20 protein-coding genes and 3 pseudogenes are annotated in these 24822 nt (G+C 59.9%); 9 read left to right on the forward strand and 14 right to left on the reverse strand.

Annotation, left to right across the window (positions count from 1 at the left end; translation table 11 throughout):
• Positions 1-183: 183 nt before the first annotated feature.
• The 5 genes and pseudogenes from BSG20_RS37485 to speB form a co-directional block, all read right to left on the reverse strand.
• A pseudogene (locus BSG20_RS37485) lies at positions 184-357 on the reverse strand (undecaprenyl-diphosphate phosphatase); the annotation flags it as partial.
• A gap of 199 nt (positions 358-556) precedes the next feature.
• Positions 557-1204: an amino acid ABC transporter permease gene (locus BSG20_RS16215; protein ID WP_037120329.1), complete on the reverse strand. Its 648-nt coding sequence runs from the start codon at positions 1202-1204 to the stop codon at positions 557-559.
• Entirely contained in the window at positions 1201-1869 is a 669-nt protein-coding gene (locus tag BSG20_RS16220; protein ID WP_072378572.1) for an amino acid ABC transporter permease, read from the reverse strand. Before BSG20_RS16220 ends, BSG20_RS16215 begins: the two co-directional genes overlap by 4 nt.
• A 36-nt stretch (positions 1870-1905) precedes the next feature.
• Complete coding sequence (locus BSG20_RS16225) at positions 1906-2697, reverse strand: transporter substrate-binding domain-containing protein (protein WP_072378574.1); 792 nt, start codon at positions 2695-2697, stop codon at positions 1906-1908.
• A gap of 38 nt (positions 2698-2735) precedes the next feature.
• The gene (speB, locus tag BSG20_RS16230; protein WP_093041224.1) at positions 2736-3797 is read right to left on the reverse strand and encodes an agmatinase; all 1062 of its coding nucleotides are present in this window, start codon (positions 3795-3797) and stop codon (positions 2736-2738) included.
• 301 nt (positions 3798-4098) lie between these two features.
• Here speB and BSG20_RS16235 point away from each other — a divergent pair, with 301 nt between their 5' ends.
• Together BSG20_RS16235 and BSG20_RS16240 are read left to right on the forward strand one after the other, a co-directional pair.
• Positions 4099-4959 (forward strand): LysR substrate-binding domain-containing protein, encoded by an 861-nt coding sequence (locus BSG20_RS16235; protein WP_072378578.1) that lies wholly within the window; start codon positions 4099-4101, stop codon positions 4957-4959.
• Between the two features lie 109 nt (positions 4960-5068).
• Positions 5069-5428, forward strand: a complete 360-nt coding sequence (locus BSG20_RS16240; RefSeq protein ID WP_072378581.1) for a Rid family hydrolase — start codon at positions 5069-5071, stop codon at positions 5426-5428.
• Positions 5429-5723: 295 nt separating this feature from the next.
• Here the strand turns inward: BSG20_RS16240 and BSG20_RS16245 are convergent, their stop codons facing one another.
• The 6 genes from BSG20_RS16245 to BSG20_RS16270 form a co-directional block, all read right to left on the reverse strand.
• Positions 5724-7322, reverse strand: a complete 1599-nt coding sequence (locus BSG20_RS16245; RefSeq protein WP_072378583.1) for an ABC transporter substrate-binding protein — start codon at positions 7320-7322, stop codon at positions 5724-5726.
• Positions 7323-7807: 485 nt separating this feature from the next.
• Positions 7808-8575, reverse strand: coding sequence for an ABC transporter permease (locus tag BSG20_RS16250; protein ID WP_072378585.1), 768 nt, complete (start codon positions 8573-8575; stop codon positions 7808-7810).
• A 3-nt stretch (positions 8576-8578) separates the two neighbouring features.
• The gene (locus BSG20_RS16255) at positions 8579-9397 is read right to left on the reverse strand and encodes an ABC transporter permease (RefSeq protein ID WP_072378587.1); all 819 of its coding nucleotides are present in this window, start codon (positions 9395-9397) and stop codon (positions 8579-8581) included.
• Positions 9398-9420: 23 nt separating this feature from the next.
• The gene (locus BSG20_RS16260; protein ID WP_072378589.1) at positions 9421-10497 is read right to left on the reverse strand and encodes an ABC transporter substrate-binding protein; all 1077 of its coding nucleotides are present in this window, start codon (positions 10495-10497) and stop codon (positions 9421-9423) included.
• Positions 10494-11357 carry an ABC transporter ATP-binding protein gene (locus tag BSG20_RS16265; RefSeq protein WP_083539967.1) on the reverse strand — a complete coding sequence of 288 codons (864 nt, stop codon included), beginning with the start codon at positions 11355-11357 and terminating at the stop codon, positions 10494-10496. The genes BSG20_RS16260 and BSG20_RS16265 overlap by 4 nt, the downstream gene beginning before the upstream one ends.
• A gap of 9 nt (positions 11358-11366) precedes the next feature.
• Positions 11367-12722 carry an LLM class flavin-dependent oxidoreductase gene (locus BSG20_RS16270; RefSeq protein ID WP_072378591.1) on the reverse strand — a complete coding sequence of 452 codons (1356 nt, stop codon included), beginning with the start codon at positions 12720-12722 and terminating at the stop codon, positions 11367-11369.
• 304 nt (positions 12723-13026) lie between these two features.
• Between BSG20_RS16270 and BSG20_RS16275 the strand changes: the two are divergent.
• From BSG20_RS16275 to BSG20_RS16300, 6 genes and pseudogenes are all read left to right on the forward strand, one after another.
• A pseudogene (locus BSG20_RS16275) lies at positions 13027-14195 on the forward strand (acyl-CoA dehydrogenase family protein).
• Between the two features lie 11 nt (positions 14196-14206).
• Positions 14207-15564 (forward strand): annotated as a pseudogene (locus BSG20_RS16280) (LLM class flavin-dependent oxidoreductase).
• A 10-nt stretch (positions 15565-15574) separates the two neighbouring features.
• Positions 15575-15916 carry a DUF3088 domain-containing protein gene (locus BSG20_RS16285; RefSeq protein ID WP_072378593.1) on the forward strand — a complete coding sequence of 114 codons (342 nt, stop codon included), beginning with the start codon at positions 15575-15577 and terminating at the stop codon, positions 15914-15916.
• A gap of 13 nt (positions 15917-15929) precedes the next feature.
• Positions 15930-17147, forward strand: coding sequence for an acyl-CoA dehydrogenase family protein (locus tag BSG20_RS16290; RefSeq protein WP_072378595.1), 1218 nt, complete (start codon positions 15930-15932; stop codon positions 17145-17147).
• Complete coding sequence (locus tag BSG20_RS16295) at positions 17144-18469, forward strand: LLM class flavin-dependent oxidoreductase (RefSeq protein WP_072378597.1); 1326 nt, start codon at positions 17144-17146, stop codon at positions 18467-18469. Before BSG20_RS16290 ends, BSG20_RS16295 begins: the two co-directional genes overlap by 4 nt.
• 22 nt (positions 18470-18491) lie before the next feature.
• On the forward strand, positions 18492-19340 hold the full coding sequence (locus BSG20_RS16300; protein WP_072378689.1) for an NADPH-dependent oxidoreductase: 849 nt from the start codon (positions 18492-18494) through the stop codon (positions 19338-19340).
• A 25-nt stretch (positions 19341-19365) separates the two neighbouring features.
• On the opposite strand, the gene BSG20_RS16305 is transcribed toward BSG20_RS16300, so the two are convergent.
• Positions 19366-20376, reverse strand: coding sequence for a LysR substrate-binding domain-containing protein (locus BSG20_RS16305; protein ID WP_072378599.1), 1011 nt, complete (start codon positions 20374-20376; stop codon positions 19366-19368).
• Between the two features lie 296 nt (positions 20377-20672).
• Between BSG20_RS16305 and BSG20_RS16310 the strand changes: the two genes are divergently transcribed.
• Positions 20673-22289 (forward strand): ABC transporter substrate-binding protein, encoded by a 1617-nt coding sequence (locus tag BSG20_RS16310; RefSeq protein ID WP_072378601.1) that lies wholly within the window; start codon positions 20673-20675, stop codon positions 22287-22289.
• Between the two features lie 64 nt (positions 22290-22353).
• On the opposite strand, the gene BSG20_RS16315 is transcribed toward BSG20_RS16310, so the two are convergent.
• Both BSG20_RS16315 and BSG20_RS16320 read right to left on the reverse strand, forming a co-directional pair.
• Positions 22354-23772 carry an FAD/NAD(P)-binding protein gene (locus BSG20_RS16315; RefSeq protein ID WP_072378603.1) on the reverse strand — a complete coding sequence of 473 codons (1419 nt, stop codon included), beginning with the start codon at positions 23770-23772 and terminating at the stop codon, positions 22354-22356.
• An 86-nt stretch (positions 23773-23858) separates the two neighbouring features.
• The gene (locus BSG20_RS16320; protein WP_072378605.1) at positions 23859-24821 is read right to left on the reverse strand and encodes an amidohydrolase family protein; all 963 of its coding nucleotides are present in this window, start codon (positions 24819-24821) and stop codon (positions 23859-23861) included.
• Between the last annotated feature and the right edge of the window lies 1 nt (position 24822).

Raw genomic sequence — 24822 nt, forward strand, 5'->3', positions numbered from 1 at the left:
GGCGCATGCACTACCTACCGGGCGACAAAGGCGACGATGCCGACCTACTGCGCCATTCGCTCCGCGACGCTGGCGCCGTTCCCCCTATCTCCGGCTGGCGCAGCCGCAAGCGCGCCACCTGCGACGACAAGGAACGTTATCGCGGCCGTCACCTCATCGAGGACCCTTCGCCCGCTGGAAGTCTATTCTGTCCACGACCAGCAGAACTATTCCTCCGAGAATGAGGACGATGCAGACGAGCAGAGGGGTTTCGAAGAGCACAGACTTAATGAATTCATGTGCAAGGACCCCGACAATGGCTGCTGCCAAGAATGCAATCAGAATGCGGCCAATCCTCGCACGCTGCAATTTGGGCAAGGAACATGTCGCGAGCACTAATCCTTTTGCCGAGCAAAGAGATATTGGATGAGAAGTTTCGATTCGCCGCGATCGGTTCCGGCGCAATCAGACTCAGCCACACGTTTCCATCGTGAGACGTAGACAATCTCTCCAAGCTGGCAGCGTTCCAGGATGCCAAAGATGAAACGATTTCGCCCGACCGCCCCGGTGTCATTCATCAACGAATTGGGGCATCTCTTTCGAGCTTTCGCGCGTACTCGGTGAGCGGATAGCAAAGCACAAAGAAGATTGCAGCGACCAACCCATAAACTTTGAAGGGCTCAAACGTTGCGTTGTTTATCGCGTTCGCCGTCCTCATCAGTTCCTCAAACCCCAGAATGGACGTCAAGGCTGTGCTCTTGATCAGCTGCACGAGAAACCCGACGATCGGTGCTCGAGTTATCCGGAAAGCTTGCGGCAGGATGATAAGCCGAAGTTCTTGCAGGCGGTGGAGACCGAGGCTCGCACCAGCATCCCACTGTCCGCGCGGAAGCGCCTCGACGCCGCTTCGCCATATCTCTGCCAGATAGGCACTGGCATAAAACGTAAGCCCGCACACTGCCGCCGTCCATGGCTCAATTCGGAAGCCCAACATGGGCAACCCGAAGAACATCAAGAAGAGCTGCATGAGAAGTGGCGTTCCTTGGAACAGCGCGATGTAACCTGACGCAAGACGCCGTGGCCAAAAGGATTGCGATATCCGAGCAAAGAGGATTGCTATGCCGACGGAGGCCCCGCCGACGAAGGCGGCGATTGATAAGAGAATCGTCCAACGCGTCGCGAAAGCGAGATTGCGTAAAATGTCCCAGAACGTGAACTCGATCATGATATCCCCGCTCCGAGGAACCTGCGACCGCCCGCGATCAGCAAACGCCTGAGGGTTGCCGACATGGCAAGGTAGATCATCGTCACGACGAGATACGTTTCAAATGAACGAAAAGTGCGGGCTTGCAAAAGGTCGGCTTCTTGCGCCAGTTCTCGAACTGAAATCTGTGAGACCACAGCCGATTCCAGCATCATGATGACGATCTGGCTTGTCAGGGCCGGAAAGATAATTTTGAGCGCCTGGGGCAACACGACTTTGAAAAATACGTGCCTGGGCTTCAGCCCGAGCGCCAGTGCCGCTTCGCTTTGCCCCTTAGGGATAGCATCGAGCCCCGCCCCTACAACCTCGGTCGTGTAAGCCGCCATGTTCAGTGTCATTGCGAGTATTGCGGCGGTCACGGGATTGAGATGGACTCCGAGACTTGGGAGGCCAAAGAAGATGAAGAAAAGCTGGACCAGGAACGGCGTATTGCGGATTACTTCAACATAGAGGCCAACAGCCCGGCGCAACCAGCCGAACCGACTTCTTCGCGCAGCAGCGCCAAAAACACTCAGTACCATCCCGAAGATGGTGGTGCAGGCAATCAGCAAAAGCGTCATACCCGCCCCATATGCAAGTGCGCCCGCACCGCCCCAGAGCCAGTCGAAGCCAAGGCTATAGGTCATCGCCACTCCTTCCACGGCGCGGAGCGCTCATACCGATCAATCCTTGAGATTTTCAGGGTTGAGTGGTGTCTTCAGCCAGGCCTTCGAACTTGCGTCGAGTTTCCCTTCGGCGATCATCTTGGCAACGACGTCATTGACGGCGTTTTTCAGGCTTTCCTCGCTCTTGCGGAGAGCGATATGCGACGGCGACGTCAAGAGTTGGAACTTTTGTTCTGGTTTCAACGCGTCCTGCCGTGCCAAAACCTGTGCACCGACGTCGTTGCCGACCACCATCAACTGTGTTTGACCAGAGATGAAGGCCTGGATGACGGAATTGTAGTTTTCAAAGCGCTGGATGGTGGCCGATGCCGGCGCTGCGGCGGTCAACGAGGTGTCTTCGAGCGTCCCGCGGTTAACAGCAATCGTTTTGTCGGCGAGGTCATCCTTGCCGCTAATTGGGACAGCTGCCGGCCCTATGACCGCGATGTAATACGGCGCGTACGCAGCCGCAAAATCGATGACCTCGGCACGCTCCTTGGAATAGCCGACGCTCATTAGAATATCGACGCGCTTGTCATTCAGATAGGCAATCCTGTTTTGTCCTGTGACGCTCACGAGGTTGAGCTTCACACCAAGACTGTCGGCAACGTTCTGAGCAACGTCGACGTCATATCCCTTGAGGCTCATGTCGGCGCTGGCCGAGGAGAATGGAGGGAAATCGGAAAATATACCGACATTGATCTGGCCTGCAGCCTTGATGTCGGTGAGATCGTCGGCGTGCGCCGATAAGCCGACGAAAGCGAATGCCGCAGCGGCGGCGATAGTGCGTCCCAGTTTGCTGATAGTCATTTTATGTTCCCCTTTTCTTGGTTCTGGATTTGGGTGACTTAAGCGGCCCGCACGCGAGCGGACGGACTGAACATGGCAAGGCAAAGCAGTTCGAATAGGACCTGCGCCCCTATCTGGGCCGTATTGGTGGTCGCGTCGTACTGCGGTGCGACCTCCACCACGTCGCCGCCTACGAGATTTATTCCTCGGAAACCGCGCAACATGGCGAGAACTTCTCTCGGAAGCAGTCCCCCGACCTCAGGTGTCCCGGTTCCGGGCGCAAAGGCGGGATCCAGACTGTCGACGTCAAAACTGATATACGTTGGACCGGAGCCGACGACCCCGAGGGCGCGCGCGATCACGGACTTAATGCCCATTTCCGCGACTTCCTCGGCGTGTATGACCGTCATTCCGGAAGCGAATGAGAATTCCCAGAGATATTCGGCTCCGCCTCGAATGCCGATCTGGATCGTTCTTTTGGGATCAAGGACGCCGGCGAGAACGGCCTCTCGGAATGGGGCACCGTGGTGGAATTTGGAGCCTTCGTACGGGCCTGCCGTATCGCAATGAGCATCGATGTGAATCATTCCGACGGGAGTGCGGCTCGCAAATCCCTTGAGAATGGCACCGGAGATGGAATGGTCTCCGCCCACCGACAAAGGTATCACTCCGGTATCCGCGATCATGCGGTAGCTTTGCTCGATGTCCGCATGGCATCCGGCAAGGTCAAAGCGGCTTCGCATCGGAACGTCACCGACGTCAGCAACCTTGAGCTTCCCCATTGGCGCAACACCGAGGACATGCTCATAGGGACCAACACGTTCGATCGCCCGAACGGCCCTCGGACCCAACCGTGATCCGGCGCGATTGGTGACACCAAGATCCATCGGCACGCCGATCAAGGCTACATCCAGTGCTGCAAGCACGTCGGGTCTGATGCCGTTTTCGATGAAGGACGCACCAAGGAATGTCGCCGGGTCGGCAAATGGCCACTTGCGGCCGTCGCCATCCCTGAAGACACTTGCGGCCACTTCGCGGAAGTGTGGATCGAGCATTTCGCCGCCGGCCGCATTGCCGAAGCGAAGGCGTAGGTCCTCCAGAAAGTCTTGGTCAATCGTCAAGATAAGCTCCCCAGTTCTGATCCAAGGCGCCATCATTTGCTTGGCGGAAAGCCTTTACAACCTTGATATTTCGTGAGGGGCTATAACGATTCCTGATACTCTTGCAGCACAGGCGTGAGTATTCATCGACGTGTTCGTTCAGAAGCTCTTATAGGGCAAAGGCGACCGGTTGCCTCTCTCCCCGGATGGCGGGAGGGACTTCTGGACCGTTGCGCCCGAACTAGAGATCGTACAATGTCAGTTTTGCTGTCGACGGGCAAGGTCGCGCAGCGCGGAGCAACGCAGACGAAGACGCTGTCAAATGCTTGATCTCGACTCATATTTGCTCCGGGCGTTCCTGACGGTCGCCGAAATCGGAACGGTCAACGGCGCAGCGGCGAAACTGCACAGAACTCAAGCGGCAGTCAGCATGCAAATTCGCAAGCTCGAGGAGCTCGTCGGCGTAACGCTCTTTTCCCGTTCCTCAAAAGGACTTGAGCTCACGGCTCATGGCCAGATCATGGTTGCCTATGCCCGAGAGATCGTGGTGCTTAGCGACGAGGTCGGCCGGCGGCTTACCGGAAAGATACTCCAGGGACGAATCCGTCTCGGGGTCGTCGAGGACTTCGCCGCCAGTCGCCTGATAGACATCCTTCGTGACTTCAGGGCTCAAAACCCCAAGGTGGATATCGATATCATTGTCGAGCCAAATCGGCGTCTGGCAGAGATGTTTGAAGAGGGAAAACTCGATCTCGTTGTTTGCGATATCACCGTCCTCAACCGGAAACCCATCCTGATATGGACCGAATATCTGACCTGGGTTGTCAGATCGGATTTTGTGGTCGACGCAAGCCGGCCGCTCCCGGTGATCATGTTTGATGAGAGCTGCCCCTGGAATGTTCGCACCATAGCAACGCTGTCGCAGCGGAACATAAAATGGAAGACCGCCTGTGTTGCTTCCACTTTGGTTGCCATGGCGACGGCGGTAAGGGTCGGCATTGGTGTTGGCCCCATGCTTGAAGCCACGATCCCGGAGGGATGCCGCGCACTCGACAAGGCAGCCGACCTTCCTGGAGCCGTGCGGATCGAGATCGGATTTTATGCCCAGTCCGAAGCGTCCGAGGGTGTTCGTTATCTCGTCGAGTTCGTGTCGCGACACACTGCGATGGCGGACCGTCCATAACATCCCGTTATAGCCGCAAAAAATAAAACGGCCTGTTCCAATTGGCACAACGGATGCAATTTGCCTTCCGGCAAGCACCACGTACCACTTGAAACAAGGAAACTGGCCGATGGCTATCGAGCATTTGCCCGTCGACGAGGCGTCGCCACTTCAAACTGTCCATATCATTGGCCAGATTGCCAGTACTACTATAGGCGCTGGCGTTGGTGCGCAGACGATCGAGATACTCGACCGCATTGATGCCTTGCTCTCAGACGCGGGTACCGACAGGTCAGAATTAGTTCAAGCGAATATCTGGCTCCGCGATCTCAAGGCTTTTGGCGAAATGAACACCGTTTGGGAAAGGTGGGTTACTCCAGGCGCAACGCCTCGCCGAACTACTTTTGAAGATTGCGACCTGCCACGCCTATGCGACATCCGTGTAGACGTGATTGCTTGGCGGAAAACTCAAGGGTTTGAACCTACGTAGAGGTTGTCGAATCTGGAACGAAACTGGGAGATCGATCTCCACTCGAGGAGAGCCTCGTAAAAGTGTCAATCACGGCCCACCGACCAGCGACGATCGCGCTCTTTCCAGCTTGATATCGCAGGTGCTGAGTGGAAGGACGCTCCGAATGTGCCATGATGCCCTTCCTTCCGAGCAGGAACGGCACCCTTCAGCGCATCGCGGAGCATTCGGCGATCGTTGTCAATCTTTTGGCGGGAAGTCTGGTAGGCGCCTGGGGCGGCATCAACATGCTGTTGATTGTCCGACCTCCTTGATCTCAAGCGTTCGGATCGATCCACAGGTCGCCGAAGCTCCAGTTCAGCCCCTGCGATCCCGTAACGAAGTTCTTCACCCGCTTGTTGGCAACGATCTGCGCACCAGCAGCAACGAGGTCGACGGAAGCAACTTCGTCGTGGATGAGATGTTGGAATTTGCTCCAGGTCTCCCATCGCTTCTTCTCATTCGGCTCAATGGCGGCCGCCTCGAGCAGCGCGTCTGCCTGAGCATTGGCGTAGTGGCTCGCATTCGAAAATGGCAGGCCGATCTTGAAATTCTTGCTCCAATAGGCGCGCTGGATGCCGAGGGAAGGATCGAAGGTGTTTGAGAGAGATTCCACCACCAAGTCGAAGGCCCTGTCGGTGTAGACAGTCTTGAGGAATGTGGGGAGGTCGTACTTTTTGATCTCGATGCCGATGCCGATTTTTTCCAATTGGCTTTTCAGGACATCGGCATAACCTTGCGGCAGATAGGAATTGTACGTCAGCCGGAGATCGAAACGCTTTCCGTCCGATTTGCGCGGATAGCCTGCCTCGTCGAGGAGCTTTTCGGCGGCGGTAGGATCGAACGGATGCGCCACGACACTTGGATCGTACCACTTCGGCAATGCCGTACTGACAGGGCTTGGAGAAACCTGTGCATAGCCGTAAAGCGCAATATCGACGATCTCCTGCAGATTGATTGCCCTGGCGATGGCAAGCCTCACCTCGCGCTTGGCAAAGAGCGGATTGTCGTAGTTGAAGAACAGCTGCTGCTGCGGACCGGAATAGGCGTAGGTGGTGGTGTCAACGACAAGATTGGGATCCTGCTTCAACCGGTCGAGGTCGGCGAGCGGCACGGGATTGTCGCCTATGTCGGCCTCGCCCGTCTCCAAGGCGGCAGAACGCGCAGCCGGATCCGTCACCACGCGCAGGATGATGCGATCGAGATAGGGTTTTCCGGCATCCCAGTAGTCCGGATTTCGCTCGAAGATCAGATGGCTGCCGAGCACCCATTCCGTCAGCTTGAAGGGCCCTGTGCCGATCGCGGTCTGCAGGGTTTGGCCATCGCCCGGCGCGAGCTTCTCGAAGATATGCTTCGGAACGATGGGCGATTCCGAACTCGATTGTGCCGCTAGCAGGAAGGGAGCGGGCTTGGACAGTACGATGATGGCGGTAAGCGGATCAGGTGTCTGGACTTCGACGACATTCTGATAGGTGATGCGACCGCGCGGATGAGCCTCCTTCAGCCGTAGGATCGAAAAGGCAACGTCGGCGGAGGTGAAGTCCGTTCCGTCATGCCATTTGACACCCTTACGGAGCTTGAATGTGTAGCGAAGATTGTCGTCAGAGACGGACCAGTCGGTTGCCAATAGTGGCTGCGGCTTGACGTCAAAGTCAAAGGTCAGGAGCCCCTCGACGATCTTCGGACCGATGGCCTGGCCGGTTCCCGACGACGTATTGATCGCAAGCAATGCGCTGCCCGGATCCACGCGGTAGACCCAATTCAAGGTGCCGCCAGAAGCTGGCGCGGCACCCTGCCCGAAGGAGATCGACGGAAGGATGGTACTCGCGCCGGCAAGCAGAATTAACTGATTGAAACTACGACGGCTGATGGACACGCGAAGGCTCCTCTTGGTTCCGAAATGGTCGTCGACAGAAGCATCCGTCTCGCGTGCCCAAACACGAAGTCAAAGTTTCTTCTCGCATGGGAAAGAATAACTGCGCGCAGAAGATTTTTCGTCCCGCTGACCCGATGAAGAGAATGCGCATGCTTCTGCGGCTTCGCGCCGAGCAGGACGATTGCGCCGGCGATGCAAATAGGGAAACGACGAAATATTGTATGCCGCGGCAAACTCCGCAAAAGGACTGGTAAAAACCGCTAGCGTAGCGCGCGATGGTCGGTGAGCCCGCGAGGGTACGGATCAAAGACCAGCAAGGAACCTGTTGGCCGGCCGTTGCAGGCCGCCGAGGCGCTCGCGCAACCTTGTACCCGCGTTCCTGCCCGAACGGTCCTCGCCGTTGCCTCGTCGGCTCGAAACCCGAAGCGCCACATCCGTGGACAAGAGAAACGACGTTGCGTTGGGAAACTTGAAATTTGCTGTTGTCAACTGCGCCAGCGCAGGAGCCTTGCTTCAGCCGCGCCAGCCAGCCTGTTGAGCGCAAATCCGACGAGGCCGAGAATGATCACGCCAACCATAACCAGTGCCATATCGAAACGTTCGCGCCCGGCAATCACAAGGCCGCCGATGCCTGGACCCACGGCAAGGAAGTATTCCGCTCCAACCGTTGCCAACCACGAGTATATCAGGCCAAGGTGAATGCCGGTTGCGATCGCCGGCAGGGCCGAGGGCAGGTAGATTCTGGTGACGCGCTGCCAGGGCCTGAACCGCAGCGCACGCGCGACCTCGACCAGATCGGCGGGCGCGCTTTTGATGCCGTCATAGGTGTTGAGAGCGATGGGGATGAAGGCAGCGAGCGCCACAAACACGACCTTCGCCTGTTCACCAAAACCGAACCATACCGAGATCAGCGGAATCCAGGCCAGCAGGGAAATCTGTTTGAGGCCGTTGAATGTTGGCATGATCAGCCGATCCCCCGTTCGGGTAACGGCGACCAGCGTCGCGAAGCTGACGCCGAAAACGCAGCCGATCAGGAAGCCGGCAAGATTGCGCAACAGGCTCGATCCGAGCTGGCCCGTCAGACCATTGTCGATGATCTCACGCTTGGCCGTCGAAATGACATCCTCGATGGATGGCAAGAAGCGGGGATCGACGAGCCCCAAGCGGCTCGAAGCTTCCCATGCGACGAGAAGAAGAAGTGGAAGCGTGAGGCCCCGCCGGAGGCGGACGATATCCGTTGATGTGGCGACCATCGTTTAAAGCCCCTCTTTCTTCCAGCGCTGAATGAAGACCTCGGCGCCACTCAGTCCTTTGTCCATCGCAAAGCCGATGAGGCCGATCACGATCATCGCGACGATCACGGTGTCCAGCCAGAACATCTGCCGACCCCAGACGAGCAGGTATCCAAGTCCTTCGGACGATGCCAGCAGCTCGACGCCGACGAGCGATGTCCATGCGTGCGTGAGGCCGTAGCGGATTCCCGTGAAGATCGACGGAACGGCAGCGGGCAAAACGATCAGCCGAAGCGTCTGCCAGCGGCTGAAACGCAGTGCCTTGCCGACTTCGATGTACTTGCCGGGAACGTTGCGGATACCCGAGAAGGTATTGAGCGCAATAGGGACGAGCGCCCCCTTGGCGATGATGATGATCTTCAGTGTCTCCTCGATACCGACCAGCAGCATGAGGAGCGGAATCCACCCAAGCGTCGGGATCTGCGCAAAGGCGAGGAAGAGCGGTTTGATATAGTCTTCTGCGCGTTGAGATAGCCCCATGGCGATGCCAAGCGCCAGACCCAACACCGCGCCGATCACAAAACCGAAGATCACGCGCCGCAAGCTGACTGCGGCGTGATAGAGCAGTTCACCGCTCGCAAACATATCGCGCCCGGTCTCCAGCACATAGGCGGGCGCCGGAAGGATCTGCTCTGGCAGCCAGCCCCTTGCGCAAGCAAGCCACCAGACTGAGATCAGCAATACCGGAAGAAGCAAGGCTAAGAGCGAAGGGAGCCATCCCCTGAGATATCTGCGCCAGTTCGTGATGCCGTGATGGCCAGAAAGTTCGAGATAGGTTGCCATCAGCCTGCTGCTCCGGTCCTGGTTTACGAGGCGACCGGCTTGCCGTCGGCGCCGTAAGGCTGCCAGAAGTGCTGCAGGCCGAAGCGCTCGATCGCGCTGTTCAGGTAGCGCGACTCGAACCAGCCTTCGAGGTCGACATCGCGGCGGATGAGCCCGAATTCCTTGCTCTTTTCGCCCTGCTCCTTGTACTGCGAGACGAGGAGGTCATCGATCAACGGCGAATTGCGATAGGCAAGCGCATCGCCCTTGAAGTACTCCTCAAGGATCGGAACCGGCGTTCCGGACTTGTGCCACAGTTCGAGAAGGGCCGCGCGATTGGGCTCATCGGACGACCATTGCGCCGCCTTGACGAACGCATCGACGACCCGCTGGGTGATCTCCGGATGGGCCTCGATGAATGCCTCCCGGCCGATGATACCCGCATTGCGACCAAAGCGGGGATCGTCACCCTTCGTCGTGTAGATGACGTCGGCGGCACCCTTTGCGGCAAGGTTGATCAACTGCGTGTCGCCGAAGGCCGCATCGATGTCTTTGCTGGTCAGCGCAGCAACCGTGCCGGCACTGTCGAGGTTGACGACCTGAACGTCGCGTTCCTTCAAGCCGTGCGCCTCGAGAACCTTGATGGCAGCGAGATGACCGTTCGTGCCGCGTTGGAGGGCAATCTTGCGACCCTTCAGATCCTCGATTGACTTGATGCCGGAGGCTTTCGCCACAGCAAGGTAGAGCGGCTTTCGCGCGCCGCTCGCCAGGAGATACTTCGTCTTCAGACCGTTGGCGCGGCCGATCAGCGAAGGAAGATCGCCCTGATAGGCGAAGTCGAGCTGGTCGTTGGCAAAGCCTTCATTGACGGCAGGGCCAGCGCCCTTGAAGAAGGTCCACTCGATCTTGATGTTCGGATCATTGGCGAATTCCTTTTCCAGAAATTCACCCGCCCGTGCCGTCGCGGCAGAGGTGCCTTCCGCGTAAGGCCGATTGTCGACGCCTATGGCGGCATAGCCGACATGAATAACCAGCGGCTCCTCCGCCTGGACCGTGACCGGCGCGACGGCGAGCATCAGGGCGAGGCTGGCGGCGACGCGTGACAGAAATGCGCGTTTCATAGTTTCTCTCCGTTTTTGTGAAGCTTATCTGGCCAGAGCAATTGTGCGTTCGGTGTGACCGCCGTCATCGGATGGCTGAGACCTCTTTGCCGGGACTGCGTGTTCTCCCCCGTCGCATGAAGGCTCTTCAGGACGCGATCGCGCGCACTGGCGATCTCGCTTGATGTGCGGCGGCGCGGGCGCGCCAGCCTGACCGGTACGATTTCACGGATGCGGCCTGGGCGCGGCGACATCACGACGACGCGGTCCCCGAGATAGACCGCCTCTTCAACGTCATGCGTGACCATCACCATGGTGATGTTTTCCTTGGCCCAGATCTCCTCCAGCTCGTCGTGCAGATGCGCCTTGGTGATGGCGTCGAGCGCGCCGAAGGGCTCGTCAAGCAGTAGGACGTTCGGCCGACTGACGAGGCCACGGGCGATACCGGCGCGCTGCGCCATGCCGCCGGACAGCTGGTGCGGGTAGACGTTCGCAAAACGGGAAAGCCCGACCAGCTCGAGATGTTCGCGCACGAGTTCCGACTTCTGCGCCTTGGGCAGTCTGCTGTTCAAAAGACCAAGGGAGACATTCTTCTCGACCGTGAGCCAGGGAAAGAGGCGCGGCTCCTGAAAGACGATGCCGCGGTCGAGGCTAGGCTCGCTGATTGCCTCGCCCGCATGACGAATAGTGCCCGATGTCGCGACATCCAGACCGGCGAAAAGGCGCAGCAACGTCGACTTTCCGCAACCGCTGGCGCCGACGATCGTCACGAACTCGCCTTCGGCAATATCGAGGTTGATATCGTCAAGCGCGACAAGCGGCTCGCCGTCGATCTGGAACTGCCGGGTGATATGCTCGACTGTAAGGTGGGGTCGGTTCATTTTGTGGCCCTACTCTGCCGCGGCCCGAAGGCGCGCCGGATGTCGAGGTACGCTGAGTCCGAGATTCTCGCGCAGCGTCCTGCCCTGGTATTCGGTGCGAAACAGGCCACGCCGCCGCAGTTCGGGCAGCACCAGCTCAACAAAGTCTCGCAGTCCGACCGGCAGATGTGGCGGCATCACATTGAAGCCATCGGCGGCGCCGGTCGTGAACCAGTGCTCCATCTCGTCCGCGATCCGGCTCGCTGTTCCGACAATCTGCCAATGTCCCCTCGCACCGGCGACCCTGAGATAGAGCTGGCGGATCGTCAGGTTTTCGCGTCGGGCAAGGTCGCGAAGCAGCTCTTGGCGGCTCTTGCTCGCGTTCGTCTCAGGCACGTCGGGAATGGGACCATCCAGAGGATATTTCGAAAGATCGACGCCGCCAGCCATGCCATTCAACATCGAGAGGCCGACAACCGGGTGAATGAGATCCTGGATCTCCTGGAACTTATCTTCGGCTTCCGCCTGCGTTCGGCCGACGACCGGGAAGATCCCCGGCATGATCTTCAGCTCGTCGGGCCGGCGCCCGTATTTGGACAGGCGGCCCTTGAGGTCAGCATAAAAGCCCCGCGCATCCTCGATCGTCTGATGCGCCGTGAAGACGACTTCGCCGGTGCGCGCGGCAAGCTCCTTGCCCGGTTCCGACGACCCTGCCTGTACGAGCACGGGGTGGCCCTGGGGCGCTCGGGCAACGTTGAGGGGTCCTCTGACCTTGAAGAACTTGCCCGTGTGATTGAGAATATGCTGCTTGTCCGGATCGAAGTAGATGCCGCTTTGCTTGTCGCGCAAGAATGCATCTTCCTCCCAGGTGTCCCAAAGACCGCGTACGACGTCGGCAAACTCTTCGGCGCGCTCGTATCGCTGCGCATGCGCATAGTGTTCGTCACGGCCGAAGTTATGCGCCTCGTGCTCGCTGGACGAGGTAACCAGATTCCAGCCCGCGCGTCCGCCGCTGATGTGGTCGAGCGAGGCGAATTTCCGGGCGATATGGTAGGGCTCGTTGTAGGAGGTGGACGCTGTGGCGACGAAGCCTATGTTTTTTGTCACCGCGGCGAGAGCCGAAAGTAGCGTAATCGGCTCGAACTGCGCCACGTAGCGCACCGCGGTCCTGCTCAGAGCGTCGATGTCGGTACCGCGAGTGCCGACGCCGTCCGCCATGAAGATGAGATCGAATTTTGCCGCTTCGGCGAGTTGCGCAAGCTCGACGTAGTGAGCGATGTTGGAACCGGCATCTGCTTGTGCCTCCGGATGCCGCCAGGCAGCCACATGATGGCCTGTCGGATACAGGAAGGCGCCAAGTTTGAGTTGTCGTTGCGCGGTACTCATATCAGCCTCCGTCGTAAGGGAGACGATAGGCTAACAGCACAACTTATTATCTATAGAAATAGTATTCTATTTAACGCGACGAAGCAGGATTTTTGCAACCGGCAATGCCGCGTTTCGAATGACGACGTTCTGCTGTCGCTCCAATCACGGCGATCTGGTCCACGGCTAGGATGGCGTTTTGCAAACGCCGAAAGAATTTCTTTCCGTAAAATCAATCAGATATTTCTGGACTTGAGCCGTCAGCCGGCCAACCGTTGATGCCGAAGGTAGGGGCACATCCCTGCATCGACATCCGGGAGGCAGTATGCCGTTCGAAACAGACGTTGACGACCGACTCTTGGCAAAGGCTACTAAGCTTCGCAAAACATTTCATCTCGATGCCGTCGAGAGGGACAAGCGGGGCGGTAGACCTGTCGAGCAGATCAGGCTCCTGAAGGAAAGCTCTCTTGCCTCCGCGCAGATTGCCAGGGAATATGGCGGCCAGGGTGCATCGTGGCTGACAATCCTGCGCATCGTCAGGGAGTTCGCCAAGACGGACGGCTCGCTCGCCCATCTTTTCGGCTATCACCATCTGCCGCTCAATCTCATCCTGTTTCGCGCTTCGGCCGCCCAGAAGGAAAAATGGCTGGCGGGTTCAGCGGCGGGCAATTGGATCTGGAGCAATTCCGGAAACGCCATGTCGAGGACATCATCGGGTGAAAAGACGGCAACGGGCTGGGTCATCAACGGCAGCCGGCCATTCTCCTCGGGCTCGCATGTCGCCGACTACATCCAGATCTCCTGGGAGAATGCCGAGGGCGCCCGGCTGACCGCTGCGGTGCCCGCCGACCGCGACGGCATTGTCATTGAAAACGACTGGGACGGCATCGGCCAGAGGCAGACCGGAAGCGGTACGGTGCGTTTCGCCAATCTTCAGGTTCATGACGACGAGCTGATCAGCTCGCCTGATGTGCCGCTGACGCCCTATTCCTCGCTCACCTCACTCCTCCAGCAGAGCGTCCTGCTCAATGTCTTCATCGGCAGCGCCCAGGGCATACTGGAAGAGGGTCGCGCCTACACGACGACGCGTTCGCGGCCGTGGATCCATTCAGGCGTCGAACGCCATGTCGACGATCCATGGATCAAGCGGCAGTATGGCGATCTCTATATCCGAACCCTGGCGGCAACGGAACTCGCGGACAAGGCGGCCCGCAGCCTTGACGTGGCTTACGCCCAGGGTCCCTCGCCGACCGTGGCGCAGCCGCAATCGATATTGCAACTGCCAACGTCTATGCCGGCGAAGTCGGCCTCACCGTCTCGAGCGAGGTTTTCGAGCTGATGGGCGCGCGCTCGGCCACCAATGCCAACGGCTTCGATCGGTTTTGGCGCAATGTCAGGACCCATACGCTTCACAATCCCGCCGAGTACAAGAAGCGCACCGTCGGCACCTGGTTGCTGACGGGCGAATTTCCCGTGCCGGCGATCTATCGCTGAAAGGAACCGCAATGGCGAGACGCAAGGATAAGATCAAGCTCGGCGCTTTCCTGCTCTTCACCGGCCACCATGTCGCCGCATGGCGCCACCCGAAGGCATCCGTCGGCACCGAGCTTGAACACTATCTGGAACTGGCAAGGCTTGCCGAGGCTGCCAAGTTCGACACGATCTTCTTCGCAGACGGTGTTGGTGCACGCATCAAGGACGTCGAAGCAGCAAGCCGCAAGGCCATAGCGGTGGCTATCCCTTCGAGCCGGTCACTCTCCTCTCGGCGCTGTCGTCGGTTACCCGCAACATCGGCCTGATCGCCACCGCCTCCACCAGTTACTCCGATCCCTATAATCTTGCTCGGCAATTTGCCTCCATCGACCGGCTAAGCGGCGGCCGGGCCGGCTGGAACCTGGTGACATCCTCGGATCCGGATGCGGCCTACAATTTCGGCCACGAGACGCAGATCCTTCACGCCGATCGCTATGAGCGGGCCGAGGAGTTTGCCGATGTCGTGCTCGGCCTCTGGGACAGCTGGGACGACGACGCCTTCCTGCGCGACCGCCAAAGCGGTCGCTATTTCGATCCAGCCAAGCTGCATCGCCTCAATCACAGCGGCCGGTACTTCAAGGTCCGTGGCCCGCTGAACATTCCCCGCTCGCCGCAGGGACGACCTGTCGTCGTCCAGGCGGGTGCCTCCGAACCCGGCAAGGAGCTCGCAGCCCGAACGGCTGAAGCCATCTTTGCTGCCCAGATCACCTTGGAGGAAGCCACCGGTTTTTACGCCGACGTGAAGGCAAGGCTCGCGAAATACGGTCGATCACACGAGGATCTGAAAATCCTGCCGGGTATTTTCCCAGTCGTTGGTCGCACGCAATCGGAAGCGCAGGAGAAGTTCGAATCCCTTCAGGAGCTCATTCAGCCCGAGGTTGGGCTGAACCTGATTTCCCAGCTTTCCGGCGTCGATCTTCGCGACTACCCGCTGGACGGGCCGGTGCCGGAAAACCCGCCTTCGACAAATGCCGGCAAGAGCCGGCAGGCGCTCGTTCTGGACCTCGCCCGCCGCGAGAACCTTTCGATCCGTCAGCTCTATCTGCGCATCGCCGGCGCGCGTGGCCACTGGCAGGTCGTCGGCACGCCGAACGAGATCGCCGATGCCTTGGAAGAGCGCTTCGAGAACTACGGCGCTGACGGGTTCAACATCATGGCGCCGATCATGCCGGGGGGACTTGCCGATTTCATCGAGCTTGTCGTGCCGGAATTGCGCCGTCGCGGTCTCTTCCGTCACGAATACGAAGGGGCCACGCTGCGGGAAAACCTGGGCCTCAAACGTCCCGAGAACCGCCTTGCTACCAACGGCGGCGCAGTCGCGGCGGAATAGGAGAACACCAATGAGCCGCGACAAACTCTTTCTCATCGCACCGGGCTTCTCGGACCCGAAGCGACCTGGCCAGACGTTCGTCTGCCCTTACTGCAATGCGATCGAGGGGTTGCTTGCAAGCTTCCCTGAGCTTGCTGCAAGGATTGATGTAGAACGGGTCCCCTTCCCTCGTCCGCGAACGCGCGTGATCGAGGCGGTGGGCGAAGAAAACCAGTCTTTGCCGGTGCTGGTTCTCTCCGCCAACGCGCCGCCCGATGCTGCCGATTGGAAAGGCAAGCGTTTCGTCACCAAGACCGGTCGCATTCTCGAGCTGCTAGCCGAGCGGCACGGTTTTCCACGACTTCACGACTGACGGAGGAAAGACGATGACCGTAAAGCCCACGAGTTTCGAACCCGCTCTGCCACCCGTCCTTTTCGAACAGGACCAGACCAATCCCTACCTCGCCAAGGCAATCGAACTGAGAGAGATCTTTGCTGTCGACGCCGTCGAGCGGGATCAACAGGGCGGGCGCCCGAGCGATCAGATCCGGCGTCTCAAGGAAAGCGGTCTCGTCAATCTGCTTATTCCCAGAGAGTTCGGCGGCGAGGGACAGCCCTATTCGACGGCGCTGCGCATCGTGCGCGAATTCGCCAAGGTCGACGGTTCGCTCGCTCATCTGTTCGGATATCATTTCAGCCCGATCCAGAATGCCGTGACGAGCGGGAGAGATGAACGATCCGCCGCGATCCTGCGACGGTCGGCTGAGGGTCGCTGGTTCTGGGGCAACACCACGAACAGCTTTTCCAAAAGCCTCTTTGGCAGGAAGGTCGAAGGTGGCGTCTTGCTCAACGGCGATCGGCCATTCGCCTCTGGCTCCCACGTCGCCGACTATCTGATGGTCGCCTGGGAAGACGAGAAGACGAACGCGCGACGCTTCGCCTATATTCCCGCCAACCGGCCCGGCATTACCATTGCCGACGACTGGGACGGCATCGGCCAGCGGCAGACGGGGAGCGGCCGCGTCTTCTACAAGGACGTGAGGGTCAGGGATGACGAGATCCTCTCGGAACGCCCGAAGGATCCGAGCGAGCTTCTCATACCCCAGCAACAGCAGAGCGTTCTTCTCAACGTCTTCGTCGGCAGCGCGCAGGGCGCCCTTAACGCAGCGCGCGACTACACCGTCACGACGTCGCGCCCATGGATCTACTCCGGTGTCGAACGCCACTCCGACGATCCCTGGATCAAGCGGCAGTACGGCGAACTCTGGACAAAGGTGCAGGCTGCCACCGCATTGGCGGATAGGGCGGCAGCGGCTATGGATTCCGCCTACGCCAAGGGTGGCGCATTGACAGCGCAAGAGCGCGGCGCAACGGCGATTGCGGTTGCTTCTGCCAACGTGCTGGCGGGCAATGTTGCGCTCGAAGTCACCAGCGAGATCTTCGAGGTGATGGGTGCCCGGTCGGCTGTACGACCCCTTGGCTTCGACCGTTTCTGGCGCAACGTCCGTATCCACACCCTCCACAATCCTGCTGAATACAAGACCCGAAATGTCGGCGCCTGGTTTTTGACCGGCGACTATCCAGAGCCCGGTATCTTCCAATGAGCGGACGACAGCTCCACCTCAATATCAATATCCTCCACTCCGGCTTCTCGCCGGCGGCGTGGCGAATGGAAGGCAGCGATCCGCGAGCATCCTTCGACGTCAACCACTATGTCAGGGTCGCCCAGATTGCGGAACGCGGTACCTTCGACGCGGTTTTCCTTGCCGACCAGGCGGCGATCTCCGACCGGGTTGATTTCAGACCGTTGACGTCACTTGAACCGACTATCGTTCTGGCCATGGTCGCGGCCAACACGGAACGGATAGGTCTGATCGCCACCGCCTCGACGACCTATAACGAGCCGTACAACATCGCCCGGCGCTTCGCGACGCTCGACCATGCCAGCAACGGGCGCGCCGGCTGGAACATCGTCACCAGCGCAGACCTGGCGCAAAGCCGAAACTTCGGCCTTCAAAAGCCTGTGGCCCACGCAAGCCGCTATGAGCGCGCCAGTGAATTCGCAGCCGTGGTCAAGGCGCTCTGGGACAGTTGGGAGGAAGAGGCCTTCATCGGCGACGCCACGACAGGCCGCTTCGTCGATGCTGGTCGGGTCCATCCGATCGCCCACAGCGGCAAGCACTTCTCGGTTCATGGACCGCACAACATTCCCCGCCCGCCCCAGGGTCACCCGGTTATCGTCCAGGCAGGCGGCTCAGATGATGGGCGGGAGCTTGCCGCCGAGCATGCCGAAGCCGTCTTCTCCGCGTCTCAATCCTTCGAGGAGTCGTTGGATTATGCGAGAGATCTTCGCCGGCGCGCTACCCGCTGTGGCCGTCCAGACAACAGTATCGTGGTGCTGGCGGGCCTGGCCACGATCATCGGCAGTACCGAGGCAGAGGCCAAACGCCGCCAGGACGAATTGCGCGACCTGATCCCTCTTGAATACAGTCTTGCGCGGCTGGCAGGTGTGCTGCAGGTCGATCGCAGCAGGCTCGAACTCGACGCTCCGTTGCCAGGCGACATACCGCTGCCGGCCGACGGCGGCCACACATTCTTCCGCGCAACCGTGGCACTCGCACAGCGAGAGGGATTGACGGTTCGGGGTTTGATCCGTGCGCTCAACGGTGGCACCGGCCACCGCACGATTGTCGGCACGCCGAAGGACATCGCCGATGACATCGAAACCTGGTTTACCGCCGGTGCGGCTGACGGCTTCAATCTGATGCCGGACGTGTTACCCCATGGGCTCGATGTCTTTGTCGACGAGGTCGTTCCGATCCTGCGTCGACGCGGGCTCTTCAGGCACGAATATGGCGGTCGGACACTGCGCGACCATCTCGGTCTTGCCCGTCCGGACAATCCCTATGCCGCGGCAGCAGAATGACAGACGAGAAAAGGACATCGCCATGACGCCAACCCTTGCGACAAAGGCAGACGACGCTGATCGGCTGGCGGCACTTGCCGCCGAGCGCTACCGAAACGCGCAGCAGCTTGGGGGCGACTGGAACGAGACCCTGGAGACCATTCTCTCCCATCGCAGCGTACGCAGCTATCTGCCAAAACCGGTTCCGCACATGGCAGTGGAGCTTGCCGTTGCCGCCGCCCAGTCGGCGCCGAGTTCGTCCAATCTGCAGGCATGGAGCGTGGTGGCGGTGGAAGGTACCGAACGCCGAAGCCGGCTTAACGCGATTGCCGGAAATCAGCGCCAGATTGCGCAAGCGCCGCTTCTCCTCGTCTGGCTGGCCGACCTTGCCCGGCCTCGTGAGATCGCCGAAGACGGCGGATCGACCGCCGACGGGCTCGACTACATCGAGAGCTTTCTGCTTGGTGTGATCGATGCCGCGCTGGCCGCCCAGAACGCCGTCGTTACTCTTGAATCGTTGGGGCTTGGAACCTGCTATATCGGCGCCATCCGCAACGACCCGGAAGCAGTCGCGCGCGAGCTTGCATTGCCCGACGGGGTCTTCCCGGTCTTCGGCTTGACGGTGGGCTTTCCCGATCCGGCGCAGCCCGCCGCAGTGAAGCCACGGCTACCGCAATCGACCGTCCTGCACCGCGAGCACTATACCAAGGAAAAACGCAGCCACGATCTTGCCGCCTATAACAAGGTGCTCAGAAGCTTCCAGACAGAACAGGCCATGCCAGCACTCGACTGGACAGATCAGGTCAGCCACCGCATCGGTACGGTCGAAGCGTTGAAGGGCCGGCACGTACTTGCTGCGGCAGCGCGCAGACTCGGGTTCCAGCTGAAATAGAACGATGAAGACACCGCGCCCAAGCTTACTCGGCGGCAATCATGTCCGTTGCCGGGCGAATACGGCGTGCGACGATCTCATCCATTGTCTGCAAGGTGCGCGCCTCGGCCAGCAGCCATTCGCGAAACAGATCGACGCGCATCAGCCGCGCCGTATGCGCAGTGGTCGCAAAGAAGTAGGAGGAACTGACAGGCTGCGGCACGCCGAAAGGGCTGACCAGCCGTCCGGACCGGATCTCGGCTTCCGCAAGCCTGATCTTCCCGAGCCCTAAACCCTGCCCGGCCAGCGCTGCATCGAGTACGAGGGAGGATTGGCTCAGCCGGAAACCACCTTGCGACGGATGGTAGGAGAGCCCGGCCGCACGCAGCCATCCGCTCCAGTCCGGGCAGGATTGATCATGCTCAGCCCCCTCCTCGTGCAACAACGGCACATCTTCAATTGCATGCGGCCCGTCCCATAGCGAATGGGCATCGGCAAATTCCGGGCTGCAGACTGGCAGGACGGCCTCGGAAAAGAGATGGTCGACGACCAGTCCAGGATAGGGACCGCTTCCGTAGCGAATAACACAATCAGCGTCCCCCGCATCGAGATTTGTCAGCTGGGTCGACGCATCGACAAGGACTTGCAATCCGGGAGCCGCTCGCCGCAGCGCATCGAGGCGCGGGATGAGCCACTTGCTGGCAAAGGATGGTGCCACTGAGACGCGGATCGGCTGTTCGTGATCGCTTGTAGCGAACTGGGCCATCGCGGCGAGCACCGCATCAAATGCATCCGTCAGTCCTGGCACCAATGCCAGCCCGGCCGGCGTCAGTTGCAACTGACCGCGGACACGCTTGAACAGGGGTTGTCCGAGATAGTCCTCCAACAGGCGAATCTGCTGCCCGACGGCTGCGGACGTGACATGCAGTTCTTCGGCAGCGCGAACGAAATTCAAGTGCCGCGCCGTTGCCACGAAGGTGCGTAGCGACGTCAACGGCGGAAGCCGCGCAAGCGTGGGCTGGATTGCTTTTCGGCGGGAGTTGGCAAGCGTGCTCATGTTAGCGATTGCACCACAAACCGGCTGCTCGAGGCGAGCACCGGCATTTCCTCCAGCTCTGCCGGCAGAACATTTTCTTGCGTCGTGGACATCAATTGGAGATGCAAAAACTCATTTTCGGAAATTGTCTATCTTTTTAGTAGATTACGGCAACTGCTCTCCACCAATTAAGACAGGCGCGAAGTTTTCCTTTTCCGATCACGGAGAAAAACATTCTTCCTATTTCCCTTCAGCCGGCCCGATGATGCCTGTGACGGACGTTTCGCCGAGGCGTCACCCACACTCAGGGGGTATTGATGGACATTCGGAGACGCCAACTCAACGAGCTTCTTGCCTTGACGGGCCTGACCGCGCTCGTACCGCTCAGCGGCTTCGCTGAGACGTCGGGGGCAACAACGGGCGGCACTTTGAATTTCATTGTCGAGCCGGAGCCCCCCACGATCCTGGCGCTCGCTCACACTGCTGGCGGCACACAGAAGGTCAGTCCGAAGATCACCGAGGGATTGCTGACCTATGATTTCGGTCTCGCGCCGAAGCCGCAGCTTGCAACCGAGTGGTCCATCAGCGAAGACGGATTGAGCTACACATTCAAGCTGCGCCCAAACGTGAAATGGCACGATGGCAAGCCATTCACATCCGAGGATGTCGCCTATTCGATCGAGCTTCTGAAACAGGTACACCCACGCGGTCGTGGCACCTTCGCCACCGTAACAAAGGTCGACACGCCCGATCCGCTGACCGCGGTCATCCGGCTTTCCAAACCCGCGCCGTACCTTTTGAGCGCCCTCTATGGCGCGGAGTCGCCGATCGTACCGAAGCACGTCTATGACGGCGTCAAGATTGCCGACGTACCAACCAACCCGAACGGCGGCGCGCCGGTCGGCACCGGACCCTTCATCTTCAAGGAATGGGTGCGTGGCTCCCACATTATCCTGGAGCGCAATCCGGACTATTGGGATGCCGGAAAGCCCTATCTCGACAAGATTGTCGTGCGCTTCGTGCCGGACGGCGCAGCACGTGCGGCGGGCTTCGAGACCGGTGAATTCGATATCGGTGGTGACAATCCGATCCCGCTGAGCGATCTCGAGCGCGTCAAGGCGTTGCCGAATATTGGCGTCGATTCGCGCGGCTATGAGACCAAGGGTGATCAGACACAGCTGATCTTCAATCTCGACAACGAATACCTCAAAAATGCCCACGTCCGCCGAGCGATTGCCCATGCGGTCGACCTCAATGTCGTCCTCAACACGGTGTGGTACGGCTACGGTCACGTCTCGCCGAGCCCGATCAGCACCTTCCTGCCGCGCTACCTCGATGCCTCGATCAAGCCTTACGCCTATGATCTGCAGGCGGCCGAACATCTGCTTGACGAAGCAGGCTACAAGCGCGGCGCCGATGGCATCCGTTTCGGCCTTCGGCTCACGCACAATTCCTACAATGAGGGCTTCAAGCGGGTCGCCGAATATCTGAAGCAGAACCTGACCCGCATCGGCATTGCGGCGACGATCGAGTCCTATGATTTTTCGACCTATATCAAGAAGGTCTATACCGACCGCGCTTTCGACGTGACGGCCGAATATCTCGGCAACCAGTTCGATCCGACACTCGGCGTGCAGCGCATCTACTGGTCGAAGAACTTCAAGCTCGGCCTGCCATTTTCGAACGCCAGCCACTACGCGAACCCGGAAGTGGACAGCCTGCTCGAAGCGGCCTCCGTCGAGACCAACGACGAGAAGCGCAAGCAGCAGTTCTATGCCTTCCAGAAAATCATTGCCGACGAGGTGCCGGTGGTAAACCTGATAGCGCTTGAGAATGTCACCGTTTTCAACAAGCGCGTGAAAAACCACACGATCGGGGCCGAGGGCGTGCAGTCCAATTTCGCGGAAGTATACATCAAGGACGGCGAAGGCTGATCGGGGGCGACGGCGGACCGGCACGAAGGGGGCGCATCGGTGATGCGCCCCTTTTTTTACTATGTCAGGCGACGCGCGCCGGCGTCAGTTTGGCAAGGATGCGAGCGGCGAGCGCGATCGCCTGTGTGCGCTGCTCGGTAATCGAACTCGACTCCCATGCGACACCGCGCAGCGGATGCCCAATGGCGCTGAGGTTGCGATGAACGCGACCCTCCTCATTGACGAGGTCCCCCTCAGGCGTCGCATCGATACCGTAGCCGGTGCTATGCGGCCGAACTTCGCCACTTGCAAGCAGGCTCTTGACGAAAGGATCGGCAATCTGTCGCCAGTCGTGCAACTGATGACCGCGGCAGTCGATGACACCGTCGAACCGTGCGGTCTCGATACCCGTTCCAGTCCCTAGTCTGGCGACGATCTGGTCTCCCTCGAGGGCAAAGCCAAGCACACGCGCGCGACGGTGGGCCAGCCGGCCTTCGGAGATCACGGTCTCGATGGTCTTGTGGCTCTCCGGCGCCGATCGGTGTGCTGTAACATCCCAATAGGCTCGCAGATGCCTGATGAAACGCAACCGCTCACGATCACTCGCGCCCTGCCACAAGGACAGGATATGGGGCCGGATCGCGAGAGGCAAGCCCTGCCAGTCCGTACCGGCTGCCGCGATCGCGCGCCGCTCCGCCTTCACGCGCGACAGCAGATCGCGCGCCGTCACCGGCAACGGCCCCTCAGCGAGAAAATCGCGGGCGGCGGGGACGGTTCTGCGTCCGTCCACGAACTGACCACGGCGCGATATCACCCGGTAGCGGCCGCGATTGCCTCTCGCTTCCATGCTGGCAACCGCATCGACCATCGACAGGCTGGAACCGATCAGGAGAATCTCCTCGCAGCCGGTCAGGCGGTCAAGCGCATCGGCGTCCCAGGGACTGGCTGCAAAGCGCGCGTGACTTGCAAGAGCGGCCTCAGCTTCGGACAGTCGTGGCTGGAACACGCCAAGCGCCAACACGGCCTCGTCGGCCTCCACGACCGTACCGTCAGCTGTCGTGATGCGGATCCGGTGCGGTGTGGAAACCAGCGCAGATGCCGACGACCTGACATGCCGCAGCGTCGACCCAAACCGCGCACTCGCAACGGCACGGGCAAGCTCGTCGCGAACATAGGTTCCGTAAAGATAGCGCGGCGGACTACTTGAGCTGACGTCGACGGGCGGCACCCAGCCGTTGACGGCGCCGTTGTCGACAAGCCAGCGTGACAGATGGCCGGGGTCGTCGGGGTAGAGCGAAAAGATTTCAGCCGGTCCATTCACAAGGTGGACGGGGTCGGGCGTGCTGTAGGCGACCCCTCGGCCAAGCTCGGCACGCCGCTCGATCACAGTGATCGCAAGCGGCACTTCAGTCCGTTCCAGAAGCTTCAACGCTGTCACCGCCCCGGCAAAGCCGCCGCCAACAATAGTTACCGAATGATGCGGAATATGATCATCGATGCGCAATGAACCTCCTCTCCCGTCGGCAATGACAGGGCCTGGTAGATCGTGGTGAAAAATCGGCATGCGAAGGCAAGCCGTGCGAAACGTTGCTACGCGATCAAGCGGCGACGACTGCGGCGGTGGCCTTCGAGCAGATCAAGGGCATTTCGGCCGGCAACCAAGTGCGCTTCATGGTCGCTCAGCCCGGCCGCCGCGAATGCTTTTGCAAGCTCTTCCTGCGTCGGACCGTGTTCAAGGATCGGCCAGTCGCTCCCGACCAGAACATGATCGGCACCGACGAGACTGGTGACGAACCGGAGGAAACGCGCTTCCGACGGCATGATGTCGATGTAGAGATGCCGCCGCTTTCCGGCAGATGCGCTGGCGAAAATCGACGGCAGTTCGCCGAACGGACCAGTCAGCGCCAATGCCGCGACGCCAAGGGCTGTGATGACGACCCGAAGCTCGGGCAACTCCTCGAAAACGCCCGATGTCACAAGCGAGATCGCGGCGGCCGCGTTGATGGTGCCTCGGCTCAGGCGGGTACCAAGCCGGCCAAGTCCGGCCAGTTGGCTCGAAAGTGGCTCGGGGTTGATTGGATGCAGGAAGACGGGGACGCCCAGTTCGGCAGCAACTTTCAGGACAGGCCTGGCCTCCGGCGCGTCAATCAGCCTGGTCCCCTTTGCGCTGTCGAGAAATAAGCCGGACAGATTGAGATCAAGTATGGCGCGTCGCGCTTCGACGGCCGCTGCCTCGCCACCGAATGCGTCCACCGTCGCCAATGCGAACAGACGGTCGGGATGGTGCGCAACCGTGGCTGCCAGATCGTCGTTCAGCCTGCGGCTGACGTCCCCGAGATCGGCATCGGGTGCGGCGACCATGGACAGCGCCACACCAATCACGCGACGCGCAATCCCGGCTGCGTCGCTGTCGGCAATCAGTGCATCGATATCTGAGATTTTTGTTCCGATGCGAGCCCACAGGGGATCGAGCGGACGGTCGGGCGCGCGGTAGATCTCCCAGCCCTGCGGCAGCAAATGCGTATGAAAATCGACGATGTTGAGCTTGCCCATG

Origin of the sequence: Rhizobium tibeticum, assembly GCF_900110205.1 — a bacterium.
GTDB classification, from domain to species: domain Bacteria; phylum Pseudomonadota; class Alphaproteobacteria; order Rhizobiales; family Rhizobiaceae; genus Rhizobium; species Rhizobium tibeticum.

Bases quoted from the DNA above. Each gene is read 5' to 3' on its own strand.
- BSG20_RS16255 (WP_072378587.1), bottom strand. From the start codon at position 9,397: ATGGCAACCTATCTCGAACTTTCTGGCCATCACGGCATCACGAACTGG.
- BSG20_RS16285 (WP_072378593.1), top strand. From the start codon at position 15,575: ATGAGCCGCGACAAACTCTTTCTCATCGCACCGGGCTTCTCGGACCCG.
- BSG20_RS16300 (WP_072378689.1), top strand. From the start codon at position 18,492: ATGACGCCAACCCTTGCGACAAAGGCAGACGACGCTGATCGGCTGGCG.
- BSG20_RS16320 (WP_072378605.1), bottom strand. From the start codon at position 24,821: ATGGGCAAGCTCAACATCGTCGATTTTCATACGCATTTGCTGCCGCAG.
- BSG20_RS16310 (WP_072378601.1), top strand. From the start codon at position 20,673: ATGGACATTCGGAGACGCCAACTCAACGAGCTTCTTGCCTTGACGGGC.
- BSG20_RS16295 (WP_072378597.1), top strand. From the start codon at position 17,144: ATGAGCGGACGACAGCTCCACCTCAATATCAATATCCTCCACTCCGGC.
- BSG20_RS16290 (WP_072378595.1), top strand. From the start codon at position 15,930: ATGACCGTAAAGCCCACGAGTTTCGAACCCGCTCTGCCACCCGTCCTT.
- BSG20_RS16265 (WP_083539967.1), bottom strand. From the start codon at position 11,357: ATGAACCGACCCCACCTTACAGTCGAGCATATCACCCGGCAGTTCCAG.
- BSG20_RS16305 (WP_072378599.1), bottom strand. From the start codon at position 20,376: ATGAGCACGCTTGCCAACTCCCGCCGAAAAGCAATCCAGCCCACGCTT.
- BSG20_RS16225 (WP_072378574.1), bottom strand. From the start codon at position 2,697: ATGACTATCAGCAAACTGGGACGCACTATCGCCGCCGCTGCGGCATTC.
- BSG20_RS16270 (WP_072378591.1), bottom strand. From the start codon at position 12,722: ATGAGTACCGCGCAACGACAACTCAAACTTGGCGCCTTCCTGTATCCG.
- BSG20_RS16250 (WP_072378585.1), bottom strand. From the start codon at position 8,575: ATGGTCGCCACATCAACGGATATCGTCCGCCTCCGGCGGGGCCTCACG.
- BSG20_RS16235 (WP_072378578.1), top strand. From the start codon at position 4,099: ATGCTTGATCTCGACTCATATTTGCTCCGGGCGTTCCTGACGGTCGCC.
- BSG20_RS16240 (WP_072378581.1), top strand. From the start codon at position 5,069: ATGGCTATCGAGCATTTGCCCGTCGACGAGGCGTCGCCACTTCAAACT.
- BSG20_RS16220 (WP_072378572.1), bottom strand. From the start codon at position 1,869: ATGACCTATAGCCTTGGCTTCGACTGGCTCTGGGGCGGTGCGGGCGCA.
- BSG20_RS16260 (WP_072378589.1), bottom strand. From the start codon at position 10,497: ATGAAACGCGCATTTCTGTCACGCGTCGCCGCCAGCCTCGCCCTGATG.
- BSG20_RS16215 (WP_037120329.1), bottom strand. From the start codon at position 1,204: ATGATCGAGTTCACGTTCTGGGACATTTTACGCAATCTCGCTTTCGCG.